Origin of the sequence: Glutamicibacter ardleyensis (assembly GCF_014644555.1) — a bacterium.
In the GTDB taxonomy this organism is placed as follows: domain Bacteria; phylum Actinomycetota; class Actinomycetes; order Actinomycetales; family Micrococcaceae; genus Glutamicibacter; species Glutamicibacter bergerei.
In genome coordinates this window covers 92,704-109,040 of record NZ_BMKX01000009.1, presented here as the reverse complement: position 1 = coordinate 109,040, position 16,337 = coordinate 92,704, and the positions used below count along the sequence as shown (strand labels likewise).

The window sequence follows — 16,337 nt, the reverse complement described above, 5'->3', positions numbered from 1 at the left end:
CAGCTTATGAACCATGTCATGCCGCCGTCCACCAGCAACACCATCGGAGCCCTATTACGACGGAGCACCGCACGCAACCCCGAGGCGATAGCGCTGCTCTTCGAGGACCGGTGCTGGACGTACCGGGAGTTTGAGACAGCCGTGCACCGGGTGGCGCGCCGGCTCATGGACACCGATTTGCCGGCAGGCTCCCGGGTTGCCGTCTACGGCGCAAACTCCGACGCTTACGCAATCCTTTTCTTTGCCTGTGCCCTCACCGGACTAGTGCATGTGCCGGTGAATTTTGCGCTGAAGGGCGATGAACTGAGCTACCTGCTCGAAGATTCCGGCGCGGTGCTGGTGATCGCCGACGAACAGCGCGCCTCGCTGGTGAACCAGGTCAGGCAGCAGGGCCAAGTACCGACCGTGAAGCATCTTTGGGCGCTCCTTCCCACAGCAGAGCATAACGATTCCATTCTGGATACCGCTATGGATCCAAACGCTCCGGTAGCGATTATGCAAAATGACCACGTGGCTAGTTCAGATCTGGCGCAATTGCTCTATACCTCCGGCACTACCTCGGCTCCCAAGGGAGCGATGATGACCCACGCGTCATTGATGGCACAATACGTTTCAGCGATTATCGCCTTAGATCTCACCGCCGAGGATCGCCCTCTCATCGCGATGCCGTTGTATCACTCGGCGGCCATGCACGTTTTCTTGCTGCCTTATCTTTCCCTGGGAGCCAGCGTCAGGCTTCTGGCAAAACCGGATATTCCGCAAATGCTTGCCCTGGTTGAGTCCGAACGAATCGGGTCGCTATTTTTAGCTCCCACGGTGTGGGTTCCGCTGAGCAACCACCCGGATTTAGCCACCCGCGACCTTTCCTCGTTGGCGAAGGCACAATATGGTGCCTCAATCATGCCGGTGACCGTTTTGCAACGGCTACGTGCGCGATACCCAAAGATCGGCTTCTACAATTGCTTCGGCCAATCCGAGCTCGGCCCGCTGTGTTCGGTACTGAGACCCGAAGAGCACGAGGCACGCCCTGCCTCCTGTGGCCGCCCGGTGTTCTACGTTGAAGCGCGGGTCATCAACTCCGCCGGCGACATCGCACGAGCTGGCGAGCCAGGCGAGATTCAATACCGTTCCCCGCAAGTGATGCTCGGGTATTGGAACAAACCAGAAGCTACCGCCGAGGCGTTCTTTGACGGTTGGTTCCGCTCCGGAGATCAGGTGACAGTGGACAGCCGCGGCTACATTCAGGTGGTAGACCGGATCAAAGACGTCATCAATACCGGTGGCGTGCTCGTGGCGCCACGTGAGGTGGAAGATTGCATCTACGAACTTGATCAGGTCGCCGAGGTGGCTGTGCTCGGGGTAGCCGATGAGCGGTGGATTGAAGCGATCACCGCCGTGGTGGTTCTCAAAGAAGGCGCGCAGTTGACGGCCGAATCGGTGCGCAGCCATGTCAAAAGTCGCATCGCAGACTACAAAGTTCCCAAGCGTGTGGACTTCGTCGCGCAGCTGCCACGCAATCAATCGGGCAAATTACTTAAACGCGACCTACGTGCAGAGCGTACCGGTCAGGGAGAACAAGGATGAGTTCAGAACCGTCGATGCGGTATGAACTAAGTGAAAGTCTCGATACCGATTATTTCTCAACCTTCGCCGACGTTACCGCGCAAGACCAGGAATTTTGGAATACCGCGAAAACCTATGGGGCAGAAATATTGCCGCAGATCAACAACTACTGGGAGCAAGCGCACTACCCGGTCCAGTTGGTACGCCGGATGGGTGAATTGGATCTACTCACCGACGGACTAAACATCCCAGGGCACCGGGTGATGTCTCCGTTGGCTGCCGGGTTGGTAGCTATGGAAATTTCCAGGGCCGATGGCTCGATGGCGGCTGCAGCCGCGGTGCAAGGTGGACTGGTCCTGCGTAGTCTGGTGCTCTTTGGCAGCGCCGAACAACAGGAGCGGTACCTCCAGCCGCTGGCTACCGGCGAATTACTGGGCGGTTTTGCACTCTCCGAGCCCGGGCATGGCTCCGATTCGGTGGGCTTAGCCACCTCGGCACGCTGTGAAGGTGGGCGATGGGTTCTGAACGGGCATAAAAAATGGATCGGCAACGGCGCATCCGGCGGGATCACCATTGTCTGGGCGCGCGACGAGGCAGATTCACAGGTCAAAGGTTTCATCGTTGATCAGCAAACATCAGGATATTCTGCGGAAGTCATCGGCGGCAAAGGGGTGCTGCGTGCCATTGACCAAGCCGAAATATCGCTGCAGAACGTGACGGTAGGACCCGAGGCCCTGCTGCCAGGGGTGAGGTCGTTCAAGGACGTTTCCCGTGCCTTGGTGGACACGCGGGTGAATGTTGGCTGGTCCGCTTTAGGTCACGCGCTGAGCATGTTCGAGGCCTGCCTGCATTACGCAAAAAGCCGCACCCAATTTGGCAAACCCTTGGGCGCACATCAAATGGTTCAGGAACGGCTGGCACAAATGTTGGCGGAACTGACAAATATGCAGCTCCAATGCCGGGCCGTGGCCCACGCGCAGGCGGCCAACAGCTTGCGTCCCACCCAGGCGTCGCTGCTGAAGTACCACAACACCCGTGCCGCCAGGCGCATCGCCGCGACAGCCCGGGACCTGCTCGGTGGCAATGGGATCCTCTTGGAAAACCATGTGATTCGTCATCTGGGTGATGTCGAGGCGCTGCACACCTATGAGGGCACCGAATCCATCCAGGCTCTCATTCTTGGCCGTGATCTCACCGGGTTTAGCGCCTTTGGCTAGAGCGTTAGTTTGTCGCTGACCCGGTAGCGAGTCGCACTGAATCCAGCCAACGGTCCAGCGCCTGCGCCAAAATCTCCGGCTGGTCAATGTGCACGTTATGTCCTGCGTGCTCTAATTCAAGAAATGAAGCGTTCGGGTACCGTTCAAGCAGCGCCTTAGCATCCTTAAACCCCACGATATGGTCTTGCATTCCGCAGGCGATGAGTACCGGCATCGTCCACACGTGCTTGCGGTCCACCGGCAAGGTGTCCAAATAATAGCGTTGCGAGAGGTGCGCCATCGCCCGCAGATCTGCGCTGAGCACTCCGGGCAGCACGTGTCTTTCAAATTGTTCCCAGTTGGCTCGTGTTTGAATCACCGAGGTCTGCGCATAGTGGCCGGCATTGATGTTGCCCAGCTCTTCAAGCAGCACTTCGTCCTCGTGGACGATGCTGCGCGCCGGAAGGTTGCGCTCTTCGGGTGCAGGCCGGATGACCGGAGCGAGCAGGACCATGCCGAGAATTTGTTTTCCAAAGCGATCGGCCATCTCCTGGGCCAGCAAACCGCCGAGCGAATTGCCAATCAGCGCAAAAGGCTCTGTTCCGAGCTGGTCTTTGAGCAATGCTTGCAGCCAGTTTGCATATTCTGGTAGCCCCGCGCGCCCGGGCAACGCCGGCGTGCCGCCAAAGCCGGGCAGGTCAACATAGATGCGTTGCAGGTTTCCGGGCCGCGCCAATTGATCATCAAGCGCCAAAAGAATTCGATGATCCACGCCATTGCCGTGCACCATGACCACCGGCAGGCCGCTGCCGTGAACTGCGGCGATGCCTTCGGGAAGCGATTGTTCGTCGGGTTGTGCGGGTTTCATACTCGTCCTTTGTCGGGTTCCAGTGCTGTGAAACGTACTTGGCGGGCTACGGCAGCCACAATCATGGACTGGCCCACCACGTAGCTGAGCATGATCCAAAATGAATGAGCCGGCATCTCGATGCCGGCAAAGGAACGCAGCGCAATGAGCGCATCGGAGATGAAGAAGATCGCGCCACCGGCTCCGGCGAGCGTGCCCAGACCGGTTGATAGCACAGCCATCAGCGTTAAGGCCGCACCGTAAATCACCACGGGGATTAGCAACGACCCCGCATGCGGAGCACAAACGATCACCAGCCATGCGAAGGCGAACAGATACGGGATCACCCACCAGGGCCGATAGAGCACCGAGTGGCGCCAATAGGTTCGCAGCGCCAGCAAATAGCACAGCTGCGCGAGCAAAAAGCAGCCAACCATCGTCAGAAAAGCCGGGTCGCCGGTCATGAACCTCGGGATCGTATCGCCCAGCCAGGAACATCCCAACGCCAGCAGCACCCAGCGCACCAAGATGCTTCGCGGACGCCGTGTGGCAAGAAGCAAAACCGCGGCCAGTGCCGGCATCAACAAGATTTGCGTGGCATCCGCAAGCGGGCCGTCCGTGGCAATCAGCTGCGCAGTCGAATGAATGATGCTGACGGCGCCGAGCACGAGCGCGCTACCAACAACGCGGGTGTCACCTGCCAGATGGGTTTTCATATGTCCTATCCCGTCGACAGGCATCTACCGTGGCCGTCGATGGGTTCGAGACTATCCGTTCATGCGACGTTGGGCAACGAAGATCAACTGCCGTCCGGGCCTGTCCGGGGCGTCGAGGACCTCGCGCACTTCGAATCCGGCCGCATCCAGCGTCGCTTCAATATGCTCACGGTTTCGATAACGAAGCGTGGATTCGGAGATCATTTCGGTTTCGTCTTCGAAGCGGAAGGTTTCGCGAAAGCGCAGAAGTTCGTTGTCGTAACCAAGCACCTGAACCCAGGTGGTCACCGCTCCTTGCCCGGCAACGACGGTCGTTTCACGAGTTAGTTGCTCGGTCCATTGTTCCCACGCCCGCACTTCTGGTCGCCGTGTTTCAAAGATCAGCGTTCCTCCGGGTTTCAGCGCCAGTGCAATGCGCTGCAGAGTATTTTGCCATTGCGCATCATCGGTGAAGACCATAGCAACGTTTGCGGTCATTACCGCCGCATCAAAATCCCCGGTTGGCAGATCGTGCACCGTACCGTGCACCCAGTGGACGCGCGCTGCCTCAGGTTTTTCCCGTGCCACGACTAAGGAAGCACCGGCAGGGTCAACCCCGGTCACTTCGAATCCTGCCCCGGCCAGGATGCAAGCGAAGGTTCCAGTTCCACACCCGAGATCCAAAATTTTGTGGGCGTCTATTGCTGTGATCAGTTGTGTATAGATCTCCAGATCACTACGGTCTGGATCAAGCGGGTCATAGAGTCGAGCAAGTAGCTCGTCATTGAAGTTTGCGTCCACTACCGGTTCATTAGTCATCATTACCGCCACCAGCCACTGGGAGCACACAAAATTCGTTTCCAGAGGGGTCTTGATAGACCCGCCATGCTAGCTCTCCCCAGTTTGGGTGCAGCTCCCGACCGCCGCGAGCCACGATTTCTTCGGCAATGACCTGCGCGTCATCACCTGATTCCAAACGCATATCCAAGTGCATCCGGTTTTTGGCCGGTCCTTTTGGTTCTGATTCCGGGTGCAATTCCAGCAGCGGTCCATGCCCGCTCCGGTGCCGTAAGGAACCGGGCTGCCCGGCAAAGCTTTGGTTCCACCCGGTGAGCCAAGCCCAGAACTGCGCATCGCGCGAGACATCGGCCGAATCCAGCGGCAGCGCGGCGATGGGACCCGTCGAAGAATACGGGCGGTTTTCCAGCACGCAAAACGCATTTCCCCCGGGATCTGCCCATACGGTCCCTGAAACGTCGTGCTGCCTAATGCCCCCGCGCCGCGCCCCGAGCTTTACTGCCTGAGCGGCTCTTTGCGATTGCTCGGGCCCACCAAGTAGATCCAAATGCAACCGGACCGGTTCGCCGGGTGCTTCGGCAACACGTTGAAAGCACAGATCCAGTGTGGGTCCGCCGGGGATTTCCAGACGAGTTTCAAACCCTTGAGCCTCTTCGCCCAAGAATTTGCAGCCTAATAGCTCTTGCCAGAATCGCCCCTGAGTGTGCGGGTCTACAGAATCGAAAACAATGTTTTCCAGATACATGTGCCCAGCCTACCGGCAAGCTGAAATACGGCTCGGGCAGAACCAGGCTCAGCCAGAGGTGTAGTCTCGTCTTCCCCGCGGCCTAGCCGTTGCTGATTCCGATGGTCTGCCCAATACTCGACTTATCATCCAGCGTGTGCAGCAGAAACGCAGCCAGATCCGAGCGCGTGATGGTACCGCCAAGCATCCCTGCGTCCGACACCGTCAGCGCCTTCCAGCTGCCAGTAGCTTCCTTATTCGTCAGTCCGGTCGGGCGAACAATTGTCCAGTCCAGACCCGATGAGCTGACGTAGTTTTCCTGCGTATTATGATCGGCCAGCGGCTTAGCGAGCATCAACAGCATGGCAAAGCGCAAAAAACCTGGCATCTGTGAACCGGAATTCCCAGCTCCCAGCGAGGACTGCACCACCAGTCGCCGCACCCCCGCATCGTGCATCGCAGCAATGACCGTTTGCGTGATCAATGCCCGCTGATGGGGTACCTTTTTCGCGGCACCGACGGTGAGAACCACCGCGTCGGCGCCGGCCACGGCATCGCGCACCACCTGCGCATCTGTTGCATCACCGGCGAGCGCACGCACTCCGGACGGGGCTTGACCACTGCGTGAAAGCACAGTCACCGCATGCCCAGCCTGATGTGCCAGCTTCGCGAACTGCGCCCCGGTCCCCTTGGAACCACCCACCACGGTAATCTTCACAAAAATCTCTTTCCCCAGCTGAACGTGAACTTGCTACGTACACAGTTTATCGTCGGTGCCTCGAGCTCGGTGCTCGCAGGCAGTCCGATAAGTTCAGGTCAGCAACGTCGTCCAGAACAGCAATACCTTCTGGCAGTCCCTCATGTCCTGCCTCGTCGATTTCAGGGAAGTCTTTACCGCGGGATTGGAAGCGACTCCGCTGGCCGGCACGATCCGCGGATCGCGCTGTGTCATCCAGGGCGGGCGCTAGAAGCATCACGCGTTGACCTAGCCAAGGGGCAGGAAGAGATTTAGGGTGGAACCACCGAGCTGGGCTTGGTATCCGAAACGCCAGCTCACCCTTTCCTGAGGAAACGAGCATGTCGAGTTCTATATCCCCAGCACCCGGCGCAAAAGCACCTCGCGCAACCCACCGCACACGACGACGAATCATCGCATGGGATCCAGGCCGAGACACTCTTATCGCTTTGGGCACTCTCCTCGCGTTTTGGGGATGCTATTTTGCCGGCAGCGCGTTGGGCAGTTGGTTTTTGGTGCTGGGGATCCTCTTGGTTGGCACGCTGATTCCTGCCCTGACCGTGTTGCGTCTTCGTGGGGAAGGCTGGGAAGGACTTGGGTTCACTCGCAGGTTCTTAGTGACTTCACTGATCATCGCGGCGGTGCTAGGTGCTGGTTCCGCGTACCAGCTCATCGTGACCGCCTCTGAGCTTCAGGTCCAGTTACTCCCCCACCTGTTAGCAAATTTCTTGGTTTTCTGGGAGCCGCTCTTCGTTTTTGGCTGGCTCTACCTTCGGTGGGAACGAGCTTTTGGGTGGCTTCCTGCAATTTTCCTCACCAGTGTCGGTTTTGCGCTACAGCATGTGGGATCTGTCCCGCTTCCGGTCGCTTTGAGCTTCGGCATGTTTGCGCTGGTTTTTTCGATCGTTTTTGCCTTCGTGAGAAATCTGGCCATTCTTTGGCCACTGTTCTACCCGGTCGCCAGTGGCATCGGCACCCTGCAGTCTGGTTTGGCCATGGGCTGGGACGATGTGCTTTCCGGTGCCCTGATCTTCGTCGTCCAACTATGCATTCTCTTCTTCGTCGCTCGGGGCATCGTCAAGCGAACAGCCTGAGGACAACTGCCTCGCTTCTGCCCGAAATTCTGCGACTTCTCCATGATTTTCCCAGCTCGAAAGACCTTGCGTCGGGCATTGAGGGCGGAGCGTACCTGAGAGGGAAAACTAACCGGAAGCGTATTTCGTGCATGTTACGCGAGGTTGCGATCATTTATTTTTTTTGGAATCGTGGCAACCACATGCCCTGACCTTGGCATGTTCGCAACCGGAAGGAGAGCCACCGTGCTCACACTGACCGATCAGGCAGATACGATCGTTACCGCGATTGTCACCAACCAGTCCGAGGCAGAAAATGCTGGACTACGCATCCACCAGGCCGAGGGTGCAGGCGCACCGGATGAGGCCGCATTTGCGGTGCAGATTGTTGCAGAACCAGAAGCAGCCGACCTGGTAGTCCGTGGCGAAGGCAGCCCGGTATACCTCGATGAGCTGGTCACCGATGAGCTCGACGACAAGGTGCTAGACGCAGCTGTCAACGAAGAGGGAGCTGTCAGCTTCCAAATTCTGCCTCGCGCTTAGTAGCGGGTAGACACCTTTAGGCTTCCGTCGAGGGCCACCATTTTTGGTGGCCCTCGACGATTTTAAGCATTCGGATTTTCAGCGACTAAGGACCAGAATGGCCTTATGCCTTTCGCTGATCAACTCATCGGCCCCGATGTTGCCGAACAACTCTCCATCCAGATGCAAGCAGTCGTTTCGGACCGCTCCCTGGAGCACCTCCCAGCAGTCTCCACGACATTTGTACCGCTGAGCCTGCGCGAACGCTCCGATGCGTTGCGTGACGCGCTCTTGGCAGATTTTCCTGATGACTACGCACAACTGGCGGCGGCCATTCGTCGGGCCAGTGAGCACAGCGAAACGTTCACCGGCTGGATGATTTGGCCGGTGACTAGCGCGCTGGCAAGCAGAGCGGTACAAGAAAATACCGCGGAAGCATTTGATGACGCGATGACAATGCTCGCCATGCTCACCCGAAAACTCACCGCAGAATTCGCGATTCGACTGTTGCTAAACCACGATCTGGAACGCGCGCTGTCCTTCGCCCACCGGTGGACGCAGTCCCCTGACGAGCACGTACGCCGATTAGCTAGCGAAGGCACCCGTCCATATTTACCGTGGGCTGTCCGCGTACCGCAGCTGACCGCGGCCCCAGCAATGACAATTCCCATTCTTGATGCGCTGTACCGGGACGAAAGTGAATATGTGCGTCGTTCGGTAGCTAACCACCTGAATGATCTGAGCCGTGAATCAGCCTCGTTGGTCATCCACACGGCGCAGCGCTGGTTAGAAAATCCGTCCGATACCACGCTCGGGGTAGTCAAGCACGGGCTTCGCACGTTGCTTAAGCGCGGAAACCCCGACGCGTTGGCAGTACTAGGTTTTGTGCCCGCCACGCTAGATATCACCGGTCCGTCCGTAGCCAGGGAACAAATTGCGTGGAGTTCATCTATCGAATTTGCAGCCAGCATAAAAAATACCGGGAGAGAGTCGGCGCAGCTGGCCATCGACTACATCGTCAACCATCAAAAGGCCAACGGGGCGACAAAACCCAAGGTTTTTAAACTCACCACCCGCACGCTGGCACCGGGCGAACAACTCGACATTGCGCGAACACATTCTTTCCGGCCGATTACCACACGCCGTTATTACCCCGGAGCTCATTCAATAGCCCTGCAGATCAACGGAGTTCCTACCGAAGCTGCCGGTTTTGATCTGTTGCCAGCCACCGAGCTGTAATACCGAAAACTGACAGCGCGAGAATCTCAGAGCACAATAAGAAGTATGGATACACCAGAAATTTTCAGCACACTCGCCCGCCTGCCAATCAGCTCGGCCCAAAATCTGCCACAGCTCACCGCCGAACAGCTCAATGCCCACCCGGCCGGGCACCCCAATTCAATTGCGTGGTTACTCTGGCACAGCTCGCGGGAAGTTGACGCGCAGTTGGCTCCGCTCACCGGCCAGGCGCAGCTCTGGGACGAATATGCCGAAAGGTTTGATCTCGGCGAGCTAGGTGCCAGCGTTGGTTATGGTCATAGCTCCGCAGAAGCAGCGCGCATCAAGGTCAACGATCAGGCGCTACTGCTGGAATACTTGGAAGCCACGCTCACCGCGCTCGGCGACTATGCGAGCACCTTAACGCCCACGCAACTAGACGAGGTGATCGACCGCAGCTGGGATCCTGCGGTCACTCGTGGGGTCCGTCTGATCTCGATTATCGACGACGCCATCGCGCACGTCGCTCAGGCCGCCTACGCCGCCGGCATACTCACGGCGTAAACGACCTGGCGCGTGCGTTCAAAGAGTTATTTGCTCCACTGCGCCAGTTGTGTGGCTGAAGTTTCGGCCAACCACATTTGCCATAGCGGGCCAAAGCTCACCCGACGCACGCCCAGTGAACGCAGTTGCGCCAGGTCTCCGGCGGCATGACCCTTCACCGGGTGCGCGGTGACATTAACCGGGATCTGCACGGCGGCCACCAGCTCGCGGATCTGTTCGGCGGAGCTGAGCCCCACCGGGTAGACCGACCGTGCGCCGGCCTGCTCCATGAGTTTGACGCGGGCTACGGCCTCAGCCAGCGGGTCGGCAAATACCTCGGTGCCAAGCTTCACCGCGTCGGTACGGCCGTTGATCACAAATGCCACGCCTGCCGCATCGGCTTCGGCTCTGGCCGCGGCGATGTAGTCGGCGTGTTCTTGGCGATCACGAACGCGTTTACCCTCGGAGTGCACCACGTCTTCGATATTTGCGCCGGCGGCTCCGGCATCCAGCAAACGCCCGATCAATTCTCCGGGAGCCAACCCATAACCCGACTCCACGTCGACGCTGACCGGCAGCGTGACGGAATCTACAACTCGTTGGCAGGTGCGCAAATACTCTTTAAAATCCATCTGCTCGCCGTCGCTGCTACCGGTAGCGTCGGCCACGGGGTGGCTGCCGATGGTGAGCGCTTCAAATCCTGCCTCGGCGGCAATCTTCGCACTCCAGGTATCCCAGACGGTCGGGAGCACCAAGGTGCTGTTTGATTCGTGCAAATCGGCGAGCTTCTGAGCTACGGCTTTAACATCAACCACGGAGTCCTCCTCGGACTTTTTAGGGAACACGCTCAGCCTACCAGCGGGTTATTTTTGTCGGATCTGCCTTTGCCTCTTGATATCGAAGCAAAGGTGCGACATCGTTCAACATAGGAGATAAGGAGAGCGTGATGACTAGCCCGGCCGCAGACAAGCACGATTGGGCCACCATACCCAACGCCATCACGGTGCTCAGATTCCTGCTGGTCGTGCCGATCTGCTACTACCTCCTGACCGATTCCGCGCCGGTAGCCACCGCTTTCTTATTGCTCGCGTTTGGGCTCAGCGACTGGATCGATGGGTTCATCGCACGAAAGTTTAACCAGGTTTCCCACGTCGGTGTCCTGCTTGACCCGATTGCCGACAGGCTCGGGATCGTCGCGATTGCCGTGTGTTTAGTCTTTGGCGGCTTAGTTCCTTTGTGGATCGGCTTGGCCATCTTCGTCACCGATCTGTTCTTGTTGTGCACCTACTTCGCCTTGCGGCTCTCCGCCCCACCCGAGTCAAGCAAGCTGGGGAAGATTCGCACTGCAATTATGATGTTGGGTTTAGCCGCTGTGGCTTTTGGGCGCATCGAGGAACTGTTCTGGCTATTCACCCCGGGTCTCTACATCCTTGGCATCGGCGCGATACTGCACCTTTTTGTGGGCGCCAGATACCTGCGCCTCATGGCTCATACGGCAAAAATACTTCGCCAGCCTGCCGGCTAACTACCGGATTAGTCCAGTGGAACCGTCGCGACCTGCTTTGCGGGCACGCCGACCACCACCGTATTTGGGGCAACGTCCTTGGTGACTACTGCGCCGGCACCCACCACGGCCCCATCACCGATGCTGATCCCCGGAAGCACTGTCACGTTCGCACCGAACCAGACACCTTTGCCAATCACTACATTGGCCGGGTGCATGTCGGCGCGGCGGCTAGGCACCATGTCATGGTTCAAGGTGGTGATCACCGCGTTGTGTCCGATCAGTGAGCCCGCACCGATGCTAATGCCGCCCTGGTCTTGGAAACGGCACCCACTGTTGATGAAGACCTCTGGACCAAAGCTGATGTTTTTGCCGAAGTCCGCGCTAAAGGGCGGGAAGAGTTGCATCGAATCGGGCACCTTTGTTCCGGTCAGTTCGCTCAGTAACGCGCGGACTTGTTCGGGGCTCTGGTAGCTACCGTTGAGCTGTGCGGTGATCCGCAAGGCTTCCTGGCTCGTCGCGTGCATTGCCTCGTGGTGCGCGGATCCGCCGGGAATCACTTCACCTGCATTGAGCGTGGCTAGTAGTTCTGTCAGTCCAGCAATATGTGTCATATCTTCACCTTAAACCCACTGCCGAATGAAACTCTTGGAACGTGTCGACTTCCATCGGAGGAGTCCCGGACGGCGCTGCGGTAGGCCACCCCCGATCAGGCACCGGCGGTATGCTCGGCTCATCTGGCTTGGCTCTGTACTTTTCGGGTGCAACCGGCAAAGCTAGAATCATGGAAGATTCTGCGATTGATGAGATCTGCGCACTGGCTGAAAAGCATGGGCTAGAACTGGATCCGCACAGTCTCACCATCAACGAGCTTGGCTTGGATTTCCAAGTCGCCATCGGCACCACAAATACCGGCGATTCTTGGGTGCTGCGAATTCCACGTCGGCCCGACGTGACCGAACGTGCCGCCATAGAAGGCAGATTGCTTCGGCGGCTTGCCCCGCACCTGGACGTGGCAATTCCCGACTGGAAAATCCATAGCGACACGTTGATCGCCTACCCGCTTTTGCCGGGAGAACCAGGTCTCACGCTTACCGAGGAGGGCCAACCGCAGTGGCATTTTGCGCTCGAATCCCGCGAGTATGCGCATTCACTGGCAGATTTTCTTGCCCAATTACATGCGGTGGATCCAACGGAGGTCATCGACAGCGGCATTGAAGTTTTCACTCCCAGTTCCGTGCGCCAACAAAAACGCGAGGACATCACCCGGGTCGTGAAGGAATTTGAGGTGTCCGCAGAGCTACAGGAGCGTTGGAGCCGATGGTTAGCCGATGACCGGTATTGGCCCGAGCACACCACACTGACGCATGGAGAAATTTATCCCGCGCACCAGCTGATGACCGGCGAGCGCATCGACAGCATCCTTGATTGGACCACCGCGGCCATCGGCGACCCGGCCCGAGATTTTGTCTTCCACCACGCCAGTGTTTCTGCAACAGCGTTTAATGCCACCGTGGACCGATACGTCGCTCAAGGCGGTGTGGTCGGCCCGCTCATAGCCGAGCACTGTGTCGAGCTTTTCAGTACCGCCGCCGTTGATTATGGCCTTTTCGCATTGCAGACCGGAAATGCGGAGCATCTCAAAGCTGCAGCTGCTCAACTCAATCCCTAGGCCGCTTCGGGCCTAGAACGTCGCGTTGTCACACCGGGGCAGCAGGGCTCAAAGTTCCGGTCGCCTTCACCAGGCTTCCGCACGATAAGCCACCATTTACGCCCCAGAAGCACCGCGCGGTACTTTACGATGCGCCGTGCTCCGGAAGCTGCGCATATCCATCCACCGCGGCTTCGCGGAGGAATTCAACTGGCCACAACGCAAGCAACTGCGCAGAATATTGGATCTTATCCACGGCTACCGAAGCGGCATGCGCAGTTCGCAAAGTTTGCGCCAACTCTTCGAACCTAGCCAACTGCCCGCTCACAAACGCGCGGTCCACCGCTTGCCCGTGCCCGGGAATCAGCACGTGCTGTGGGTCGATCAATTTCAGTAGGGAGCGTAAGACCTTAGGCCAGCCCAACGGAAAAGATCCAGACCCGAACATCGGCGGGCCTGACTCCTCGATAATGTCGCCAAGGAACCAGATTCCCGCGTCAGGAATGAATATCGCTAAGTCGCTCTGCGTATGCCCGGGGTCCAATGGAATCAGCTTCAGCTCCCGGCCTCCGAGGTCAACCGTGGCTGGTTTAGCAATTGGCACACTTGGCGGTGTCAGTACCACCTCGGCCCAGCTTTTATCCGGTTCTGATTCAGGATCCAGCTGGAGCCTTAGCAAGCGGGGCCGCTCAAAGTTTTCAAAATGCTGTGCAATCAGATGGTGACCGTAAATGGGGATACCCGCGTGAGCGAACAGCTGGTTGCCGAAGCTGTGATCATAGTGCGCGTGAGTATTGATTACCGCGACAATCGGCACCGCAAACTGCTGTGCCACGTCGTTCATGATCTCTTGTGCCTCGGCAGGGTTATTGCGCGTATCAATCACCGTCGCCCCGCACGGCCCAATGACCAGACCCACCGAAACATCCAGTGGATCATACCTACGCTGGTATACCCCGTCGCCAACCTGTGTCCACGTTCTATCGGTCATCTGCTTCCTTAGGTCAACAACTATTAATCCTTGGGTAATTTCGCCTCTTGGTAGCTACTCGCGTCGGCGAGCACTGTGAGTTCTTGACTTCGCGGCTTCCACAATGCGGCGCGAATAGCGGTGAGCTCCTTGAGCGACGCTGGGGTCAGCTCATCTAATGCGCGAATATACTCGGGCAGGATCTCGCGTGGCAAGCGCAGGCCCATGGTCAGGTGTGGAGTCCATCTGTGCCCTCGACCATCCGGGTTCAGCGCACTAATCTCGCGCGCCGCAGCTTCCAATTCAGCGGAGGTTTCGAGTAACCAAGCGACGGTTTGTTTGCGCTTCGTCCCAAAAATTACCGTGCCTACACGCTCTAGGCGTGCCGGAATCAGGCTGGGAAGTAACCGTGCAGCACAGTGCACCGCCTCTTCAGCCATGGCCGGGGAAGAGGTGATGGTGATATGCGGAGTCTGTTGTTGTGCAGGAAACCCACGCGCTTCCAATGCTACAAACACCTCGCGAATTTGTTGTTCTTGGGCCTCTGGCAAGCGCAACAAGATGTTATCGGGCGAGGTCCTCATTCACGACTACTTTTTCTGCACGCACTGCGCTAGTTATCCGGGTGGGCTTCCAAACCATATCGCTTATTAAGTGGGTCGATAAAAAAGTCCGGCTCCGCTGGCGGGCGGTGCGTAAACCGTGCAAAGGCAATACCAAGGATCATCAGGAAGACCATGCTCAAGGCGATACTCCACCTACCAGCGGCGAGTTCGGTGGCGGTCAGCGCGAAAATCAGCAGCGCGACTGCGACGGTTACGAAAAACGAGAGGATATCGATCCATAGAATGTTTTTCCGTGCGATCGCCTTGTACCCAAAAACGATCGAGATCATGCTGACCGGCACCGAATAGAGTGCGATGGTCGCGGCCGGAACAAAACCTGGCATCTGCCATCCACCCATGGCAAAAAGCGCGACAAACCATAACAACACCGGCCAGAACGCAATCTTGATATGTTCCCAATAACTTTCGTTGACCGCAGCGAACACGGCAACCACCCGGTGATGCCCGGACCAGTCGTAAGCGAAATGCAGCAACGATCCAATGATCGATAACGGCAGGATCGCGACTGCGTTCAACCAAATCAGAGTATCTATCCCCATGAGCTCAACCATATGCCACTCAGACGCTGGTTGACCCCCGTCAAGGACTTGTCCGGGCCTGCTCCGTATGCTGATCTCAAGATCAACCGGTAAAGGAGAAAACACCATGAAAAATCAACTCGCCACCGCCGTGCAACTCACCCCAATTCTGGCCCGAGTCCATAATCTGACCGCGCAACTAGCACAATCACCCAATACCGAATCGAGCACACAGCGCTTCGACCAGCTACGCTCGATCACTAAGAACTATGCGGTGCCAGCCGATGGTTGTGAGGCCTATAGCGCTGCTTATGCATCACTCAAGTCCGCCGATACCGCACACCACCAAAATTAGAACTGCGCATACCCCAAAGGATGAATCCATGAAGAAAAGTATTCCGCTCAAAGAAGGCTCGGTACTGATCACCAAGCAGATGATCGGTACCGACGGCACCGCGTTCCCGACGCACAGCGCTTCACACGAATCAGCGCTTGTAATGACCGAGGGCAGCTGCGAGCTGAGCTTCCCAGACGCAGTTCACATCCTCAACACCGGTGATACGTTCATTGTTCCCGCCGATGTGGTGCATCAAATTGTGGGGACCCCGAACTTTAGTGCGGTTCACATTATGCCCAAAGACATTCGGTTCAACTTCGATGTCTAGGCTCTAGCTTCTCGTTCCTTAGCACTGCCCCTCAACGGGTGTGGGCACGAGACAGGGAGCAGGCTTTGAGCGCTGACGCTAGAACTCCTTAATTCTTCTCCGCACTGGTCGTGAGCGGCTTCATGGCTGCTTCAACGCGTTCTGGAATCATCGTGATACGAGGCGTGAGATCTTCCGCTGGAAAAGTGTCGTCAATACAAGCGCGCCAGAACTGTATGTGCTTTTCATCAAGCCAATGATCCGATTGCGCAACACCAGCACCGTCTTCGCCTTGGACGCTGTACCAATACAAGTAGTCGACTCCATCGATCGTCTCCGAAAAGATCGTCTCAACGTACATCTGCTCAGGCTCAAGCGTTTCGCGAACTGCGGCAGCATTTGAGTTCAGGAATTGCATCCACTCATCGACGATGCTTTGCGCGTTCTCGCGGACTCGGAAACGAGTTAATTCAATCTTCATTCGTCTATAGTGCCGGGTTCGCGTCAAG

Annotated in this window: 21 protein-coding genes; 10 read left to right on the top strand and 11 right to left on the bottom strand. The window is 57.6% G+C overall.

The features are described 5' to 3' along the window. The first annotated feature begins 6 nt into the window (after window positions 1-6). Window positions 7-1,584 (top strand): fatty acyl-CoA synthetase, encoded by a 1,578-nt coding sequence (locus tag IEX04_RS15410; RefSeq protein WP_229677183.1) that lies wholly within the window; start codon window positions 7-9, stop codon window positions 1,582-1,584. Then, window positions 1,581-2,780 carry an acyl-CoA dehydrogenase family protein gene (locus tag IEX04_RS15405; protein WP_188686949.1) on the top strand — a complete coding sequence of 400 codons (1,200 nt, stop codon included), beginning with the start codon at window positions 1,581-1,583 and terminating at the stop codon, window positions 2,778-2,780. The genes IEX04_RS15410 and IEX04_RS15405 overlap by 4 nt, the downstream gene beginning before the upstream one ends. Before the next feature lie 4 nt (window positions 2,781-2,784). Here the strand turns inward: IEX04_RS15405 and IEX04_RS15400 are convergent, their stop codons facing one another. The 5 genes from IEX04_RS15400 to IEX04_RS15380 all read right to left on the bottom strand — a co-directional run bounded on the left by IEX04_RS15400 (window position 2,785) and on the right by IEX04_RS15380 (window position 6,541). Next, window positions 2,785-3,627, bottom strand: a complete 843-nt coding sequence (locus tag IEX04_RS15400; RefSeq protein ID WP_096255931.1) for an alpha/beta fold hydrolase — start codon at window positions 3,625-3,627, stop codon at window positions 2,785-2,787. After that, entirely contained in the window at window positions 3,624-4,322 is a 699-nt protein-coding gene (locus tag IEX04_RS15395; RefSeq protein WP_188686947.1) for a lysoplasmalogenase family protein, read from the bottom strand. The genes IEX04_RS15400 and IEX04_RS15395 overlap by 4 nt, the downstream gene beginning before the upstream one ends. A gap of 51 nt (window positions 4,323-4,373) precedes the next feature. After that, window positions 4,374-5,123 carry a class I SAM-dependent methyltransferase gene (locus IEX04_RS15390; protein WP_205738269.1) on the bottom strand — a complete coding sequence of 250 codons (750 nt, stop codon included), beginning with the start codon at window positions 5,121-5,123 and terminating at the stop codon, window positions 4,374-4,376. Next, complete coding sequence (locus IEX04_RS15385) at window positions 5,113-5,844, bottom strand: VOC family protein (RefSeq protein WP_096255927.1); 732 nt, start codon at window positions 5,842-5,844, stop codon at window positions 5,113-5,115. Before IEX04_RS15385 ends, IEX04_RS15390 begins: the two co-directional genes overlap by 11 nt. Before the next feature lie 82 nt (window positions 5,845-5,926). Further along, entirely contained in the window at window positions 5,927-6,541 is a 615-nt protein-coding gene (locus IEX04_RS15380; protein WP_188686943.1) for an NAD(P)-dependent oxidoreductase, read from the bottom strand. Window positions 6,542-6,900: 359 nt separating this feature from the next. On the opposite strand from IEX04_RS15380, the gene IEX04_RS15375 reads away from it, so the two are divergent. From IEX04_RS15375 to IEX04_RS15360, 4 genes are all read left to right on the top strand, one after another. Continuing rightward, window positions 6,901-7,653: a hypothetical protein gene (locus IEX04_RS15375; RefSeq protein WP_188686940.1), complete on the top strand. Its 753-nt coding sequence runs from the start codon at window positions 6,901-6,903 to the stop codon at window positions 7,651-7,653. Between the two features lie 225 nt (window positions 7,654-7,878). Beyond that, entirely contained in the window at window positions 7,879-8,175 is a 297-nt protein-coding gene (locus tag IEX04_RS15370) for a Fe-S cluster assembly protein HesB (RefSeq protein ID WP_188686937.1), read from the top strand. A gap of 105 nt (window positions 8,176-8,280) precedes the next feature. Then, entirely contained in the window at window positions 8,281-9,393 is a 1,113-nt protein-coding gene (locus IEX04_RS15365; RefSeq protein WP_188686935.1) for a DNA alkylation repair protein, read from the top strand. A gap of 45 nt (window positions 9,394-9,438) precedes the next feature. Then, window positions 9,439-9,936 carry a mycothiol transferase gene (locus tag IEX04_RS15360; protein ID WP_096255918.1) on the top strand — a complete coding sequence of 166 codons (498 nt, stop codon included), beginning with the start codon at window positions 9,439-9,441 and terminating at the stop codon, window positions 9,934-9,936. Between the two features lie 26 nt (window positions 9,937-9,962). Here the strand turns inward: IEX04_RS15360 and IEX04_RS15355 are convergent, their stop codons facing one another. After that, the gene (locus tag IEX04_RS15355) at window positions 9,963-10,730 is read right to left on the bottom strand and encodes an isocitrate lyase/PEP mutase family protein (RefSeq protein ID WP_188686933.1); all 768 of its coding nucleotides are present in this window, start codon (window positions 10,728-10,730) and stop codon (window positions 9,963-9,965) included. A 131-nt stretch (window positions 10,731-10,861) separates the two neighbouring features. Here IEX04_RS15355 and IEX04_RS15350 point away from each other — a divergent pair, with 131 nt between their 5' ends. After that, window positions 10,862-11,440 carry a CDP-alcohol phosphatidyltransferase family protein gene (locus IEX04_RS15350; RefSeq protein WP_188686929.1) on the top strand — a complete coding sequence of 193 codons (579 nt, stop codon included), beginning with the start codon at window positions 10,862-10,864 and terminating at the stop codon, window positions 11,438-11,440. Window positions 11,441-11,448: 8 nt separating this feature from the next. On the opposite strand, the gene IEX04_RS15345 is transcribed toward IEX04_RS15350, so the two are convergent. Next, the gene (locus IEX04_RS15345; protein WP_188686926.1) at window positions 11,449-12,033 is read right to left on the bottom strand and encodes a DapH/DapD/GlmU-related protein; all 585 of its coding nucleotides are present in this window, start codon (window positions 12,031-12,033) and stop codon (window positions 11,449-11,451) included. Between the two features lie 41 nt (window positions 12,034-12,074). On the opposite strand from IEX04_RS15345, the gene IEX04_RS15340 reads away from it, so the two are divergent. Further along, window positions 12,075-13,091 (top strand): macrolide 2'-phosphotransferase, encoded by a 1,017-nt coding sequence (locus IEX04_RS15340; RefSeq protein WP_229677182.1) that lies wholly within the window; start codon window positions 12,075-12,077, stop codon window positions 13,089-13,091. A 124-nt stretch (window positions 13,092-13,215) separates the two neighbouring features. Here IEX04_RS15340 and IEX04_RS15335 read toward each other — a convergent pair whose 3' ends face one another. The 3 genes from IEX04_RS15335 to IEX04_RS15325 are packed head-to-tail and all read right to left on the bottom strand — an operon-like array spanning window position 13,216 to window position 15,205. Continuing rightward, window positions 13,216-14,061, bottom strand: coding sequence for an MBL fold metallo-hydrolase (locus tag IEX04_RS15335; protein WP_188686924.1), 846 nt, complete (start codon window positions 14,059-14,061; stop codon window positions 13,216-13,218). Between the two features lie 23 nt (window positions 14,062-14,084). Beyond that, entirely contained in the window at window positions 14,085-14,624 is a 540-nt protein-coding gene (locus IEX04_RS15330) for a 2'-5' RNA ligase family protein (RefSeq protein WP_096255909.1), read from the bottom strand. Between the two features lie 29 nt (window positions 14,625-14,653). After that, window positions 14,654-15,205: a DUF6512 family protein gene (locus tag IEX04_RS15325; protein WP_096256034.1), complete on the bottom strand. Its 552-nt coding sequence runs from the start codon at window positions 15,203-15,205 to the stop codon at window positions 14,654-14,656. A 106-nt stretch (window positions 15,206-15,311) separates the two neighbouring features. Here IEX04_RS15325 and IEX04_RS15320 point away from each other — a divergent pair, with 106 nt between their 5' ends. Continuing rightward, entirely contained in the window at window positions 15,312-15,539 is a 228-nt protein-coding gene (locus tag IEX04_RS15320) for a hypothetical protein (protein ID WP_096255907.1), read from the top strand. 28 nt (window positions 15,540-15,567) lie between these two features. Continuing rightward, window positions 15,568-15,849, top strand: a complete 282-nt coding sequence (locus IEX04_RS15315; protein ID WP_096255905.1) for a cupin domain-containing protein — start codon at window positions 15,568-15,570, stop codon at window positions 15,847-15,849. Window positions 15,850-15,937: 88 nt separating this feature from the next. Here IEX04_RS15315 and IEX04_RS15310 read toward each other — a convergent pair whose 3' ends face one another. Then, window positions 15,938-16,309 (bottom strand): DUF6176 family protein, encoded by a 372-nt coding sequence (locus IEX04_RS15310; protein WP_096255903.1) that lies wholly within the window; start codon window positions 16,307-16,309, stop codon window positions 15,938-15,940. Between the last annotated feature and the right edge of the window lie 28 nt (window positions 16,310-16,337).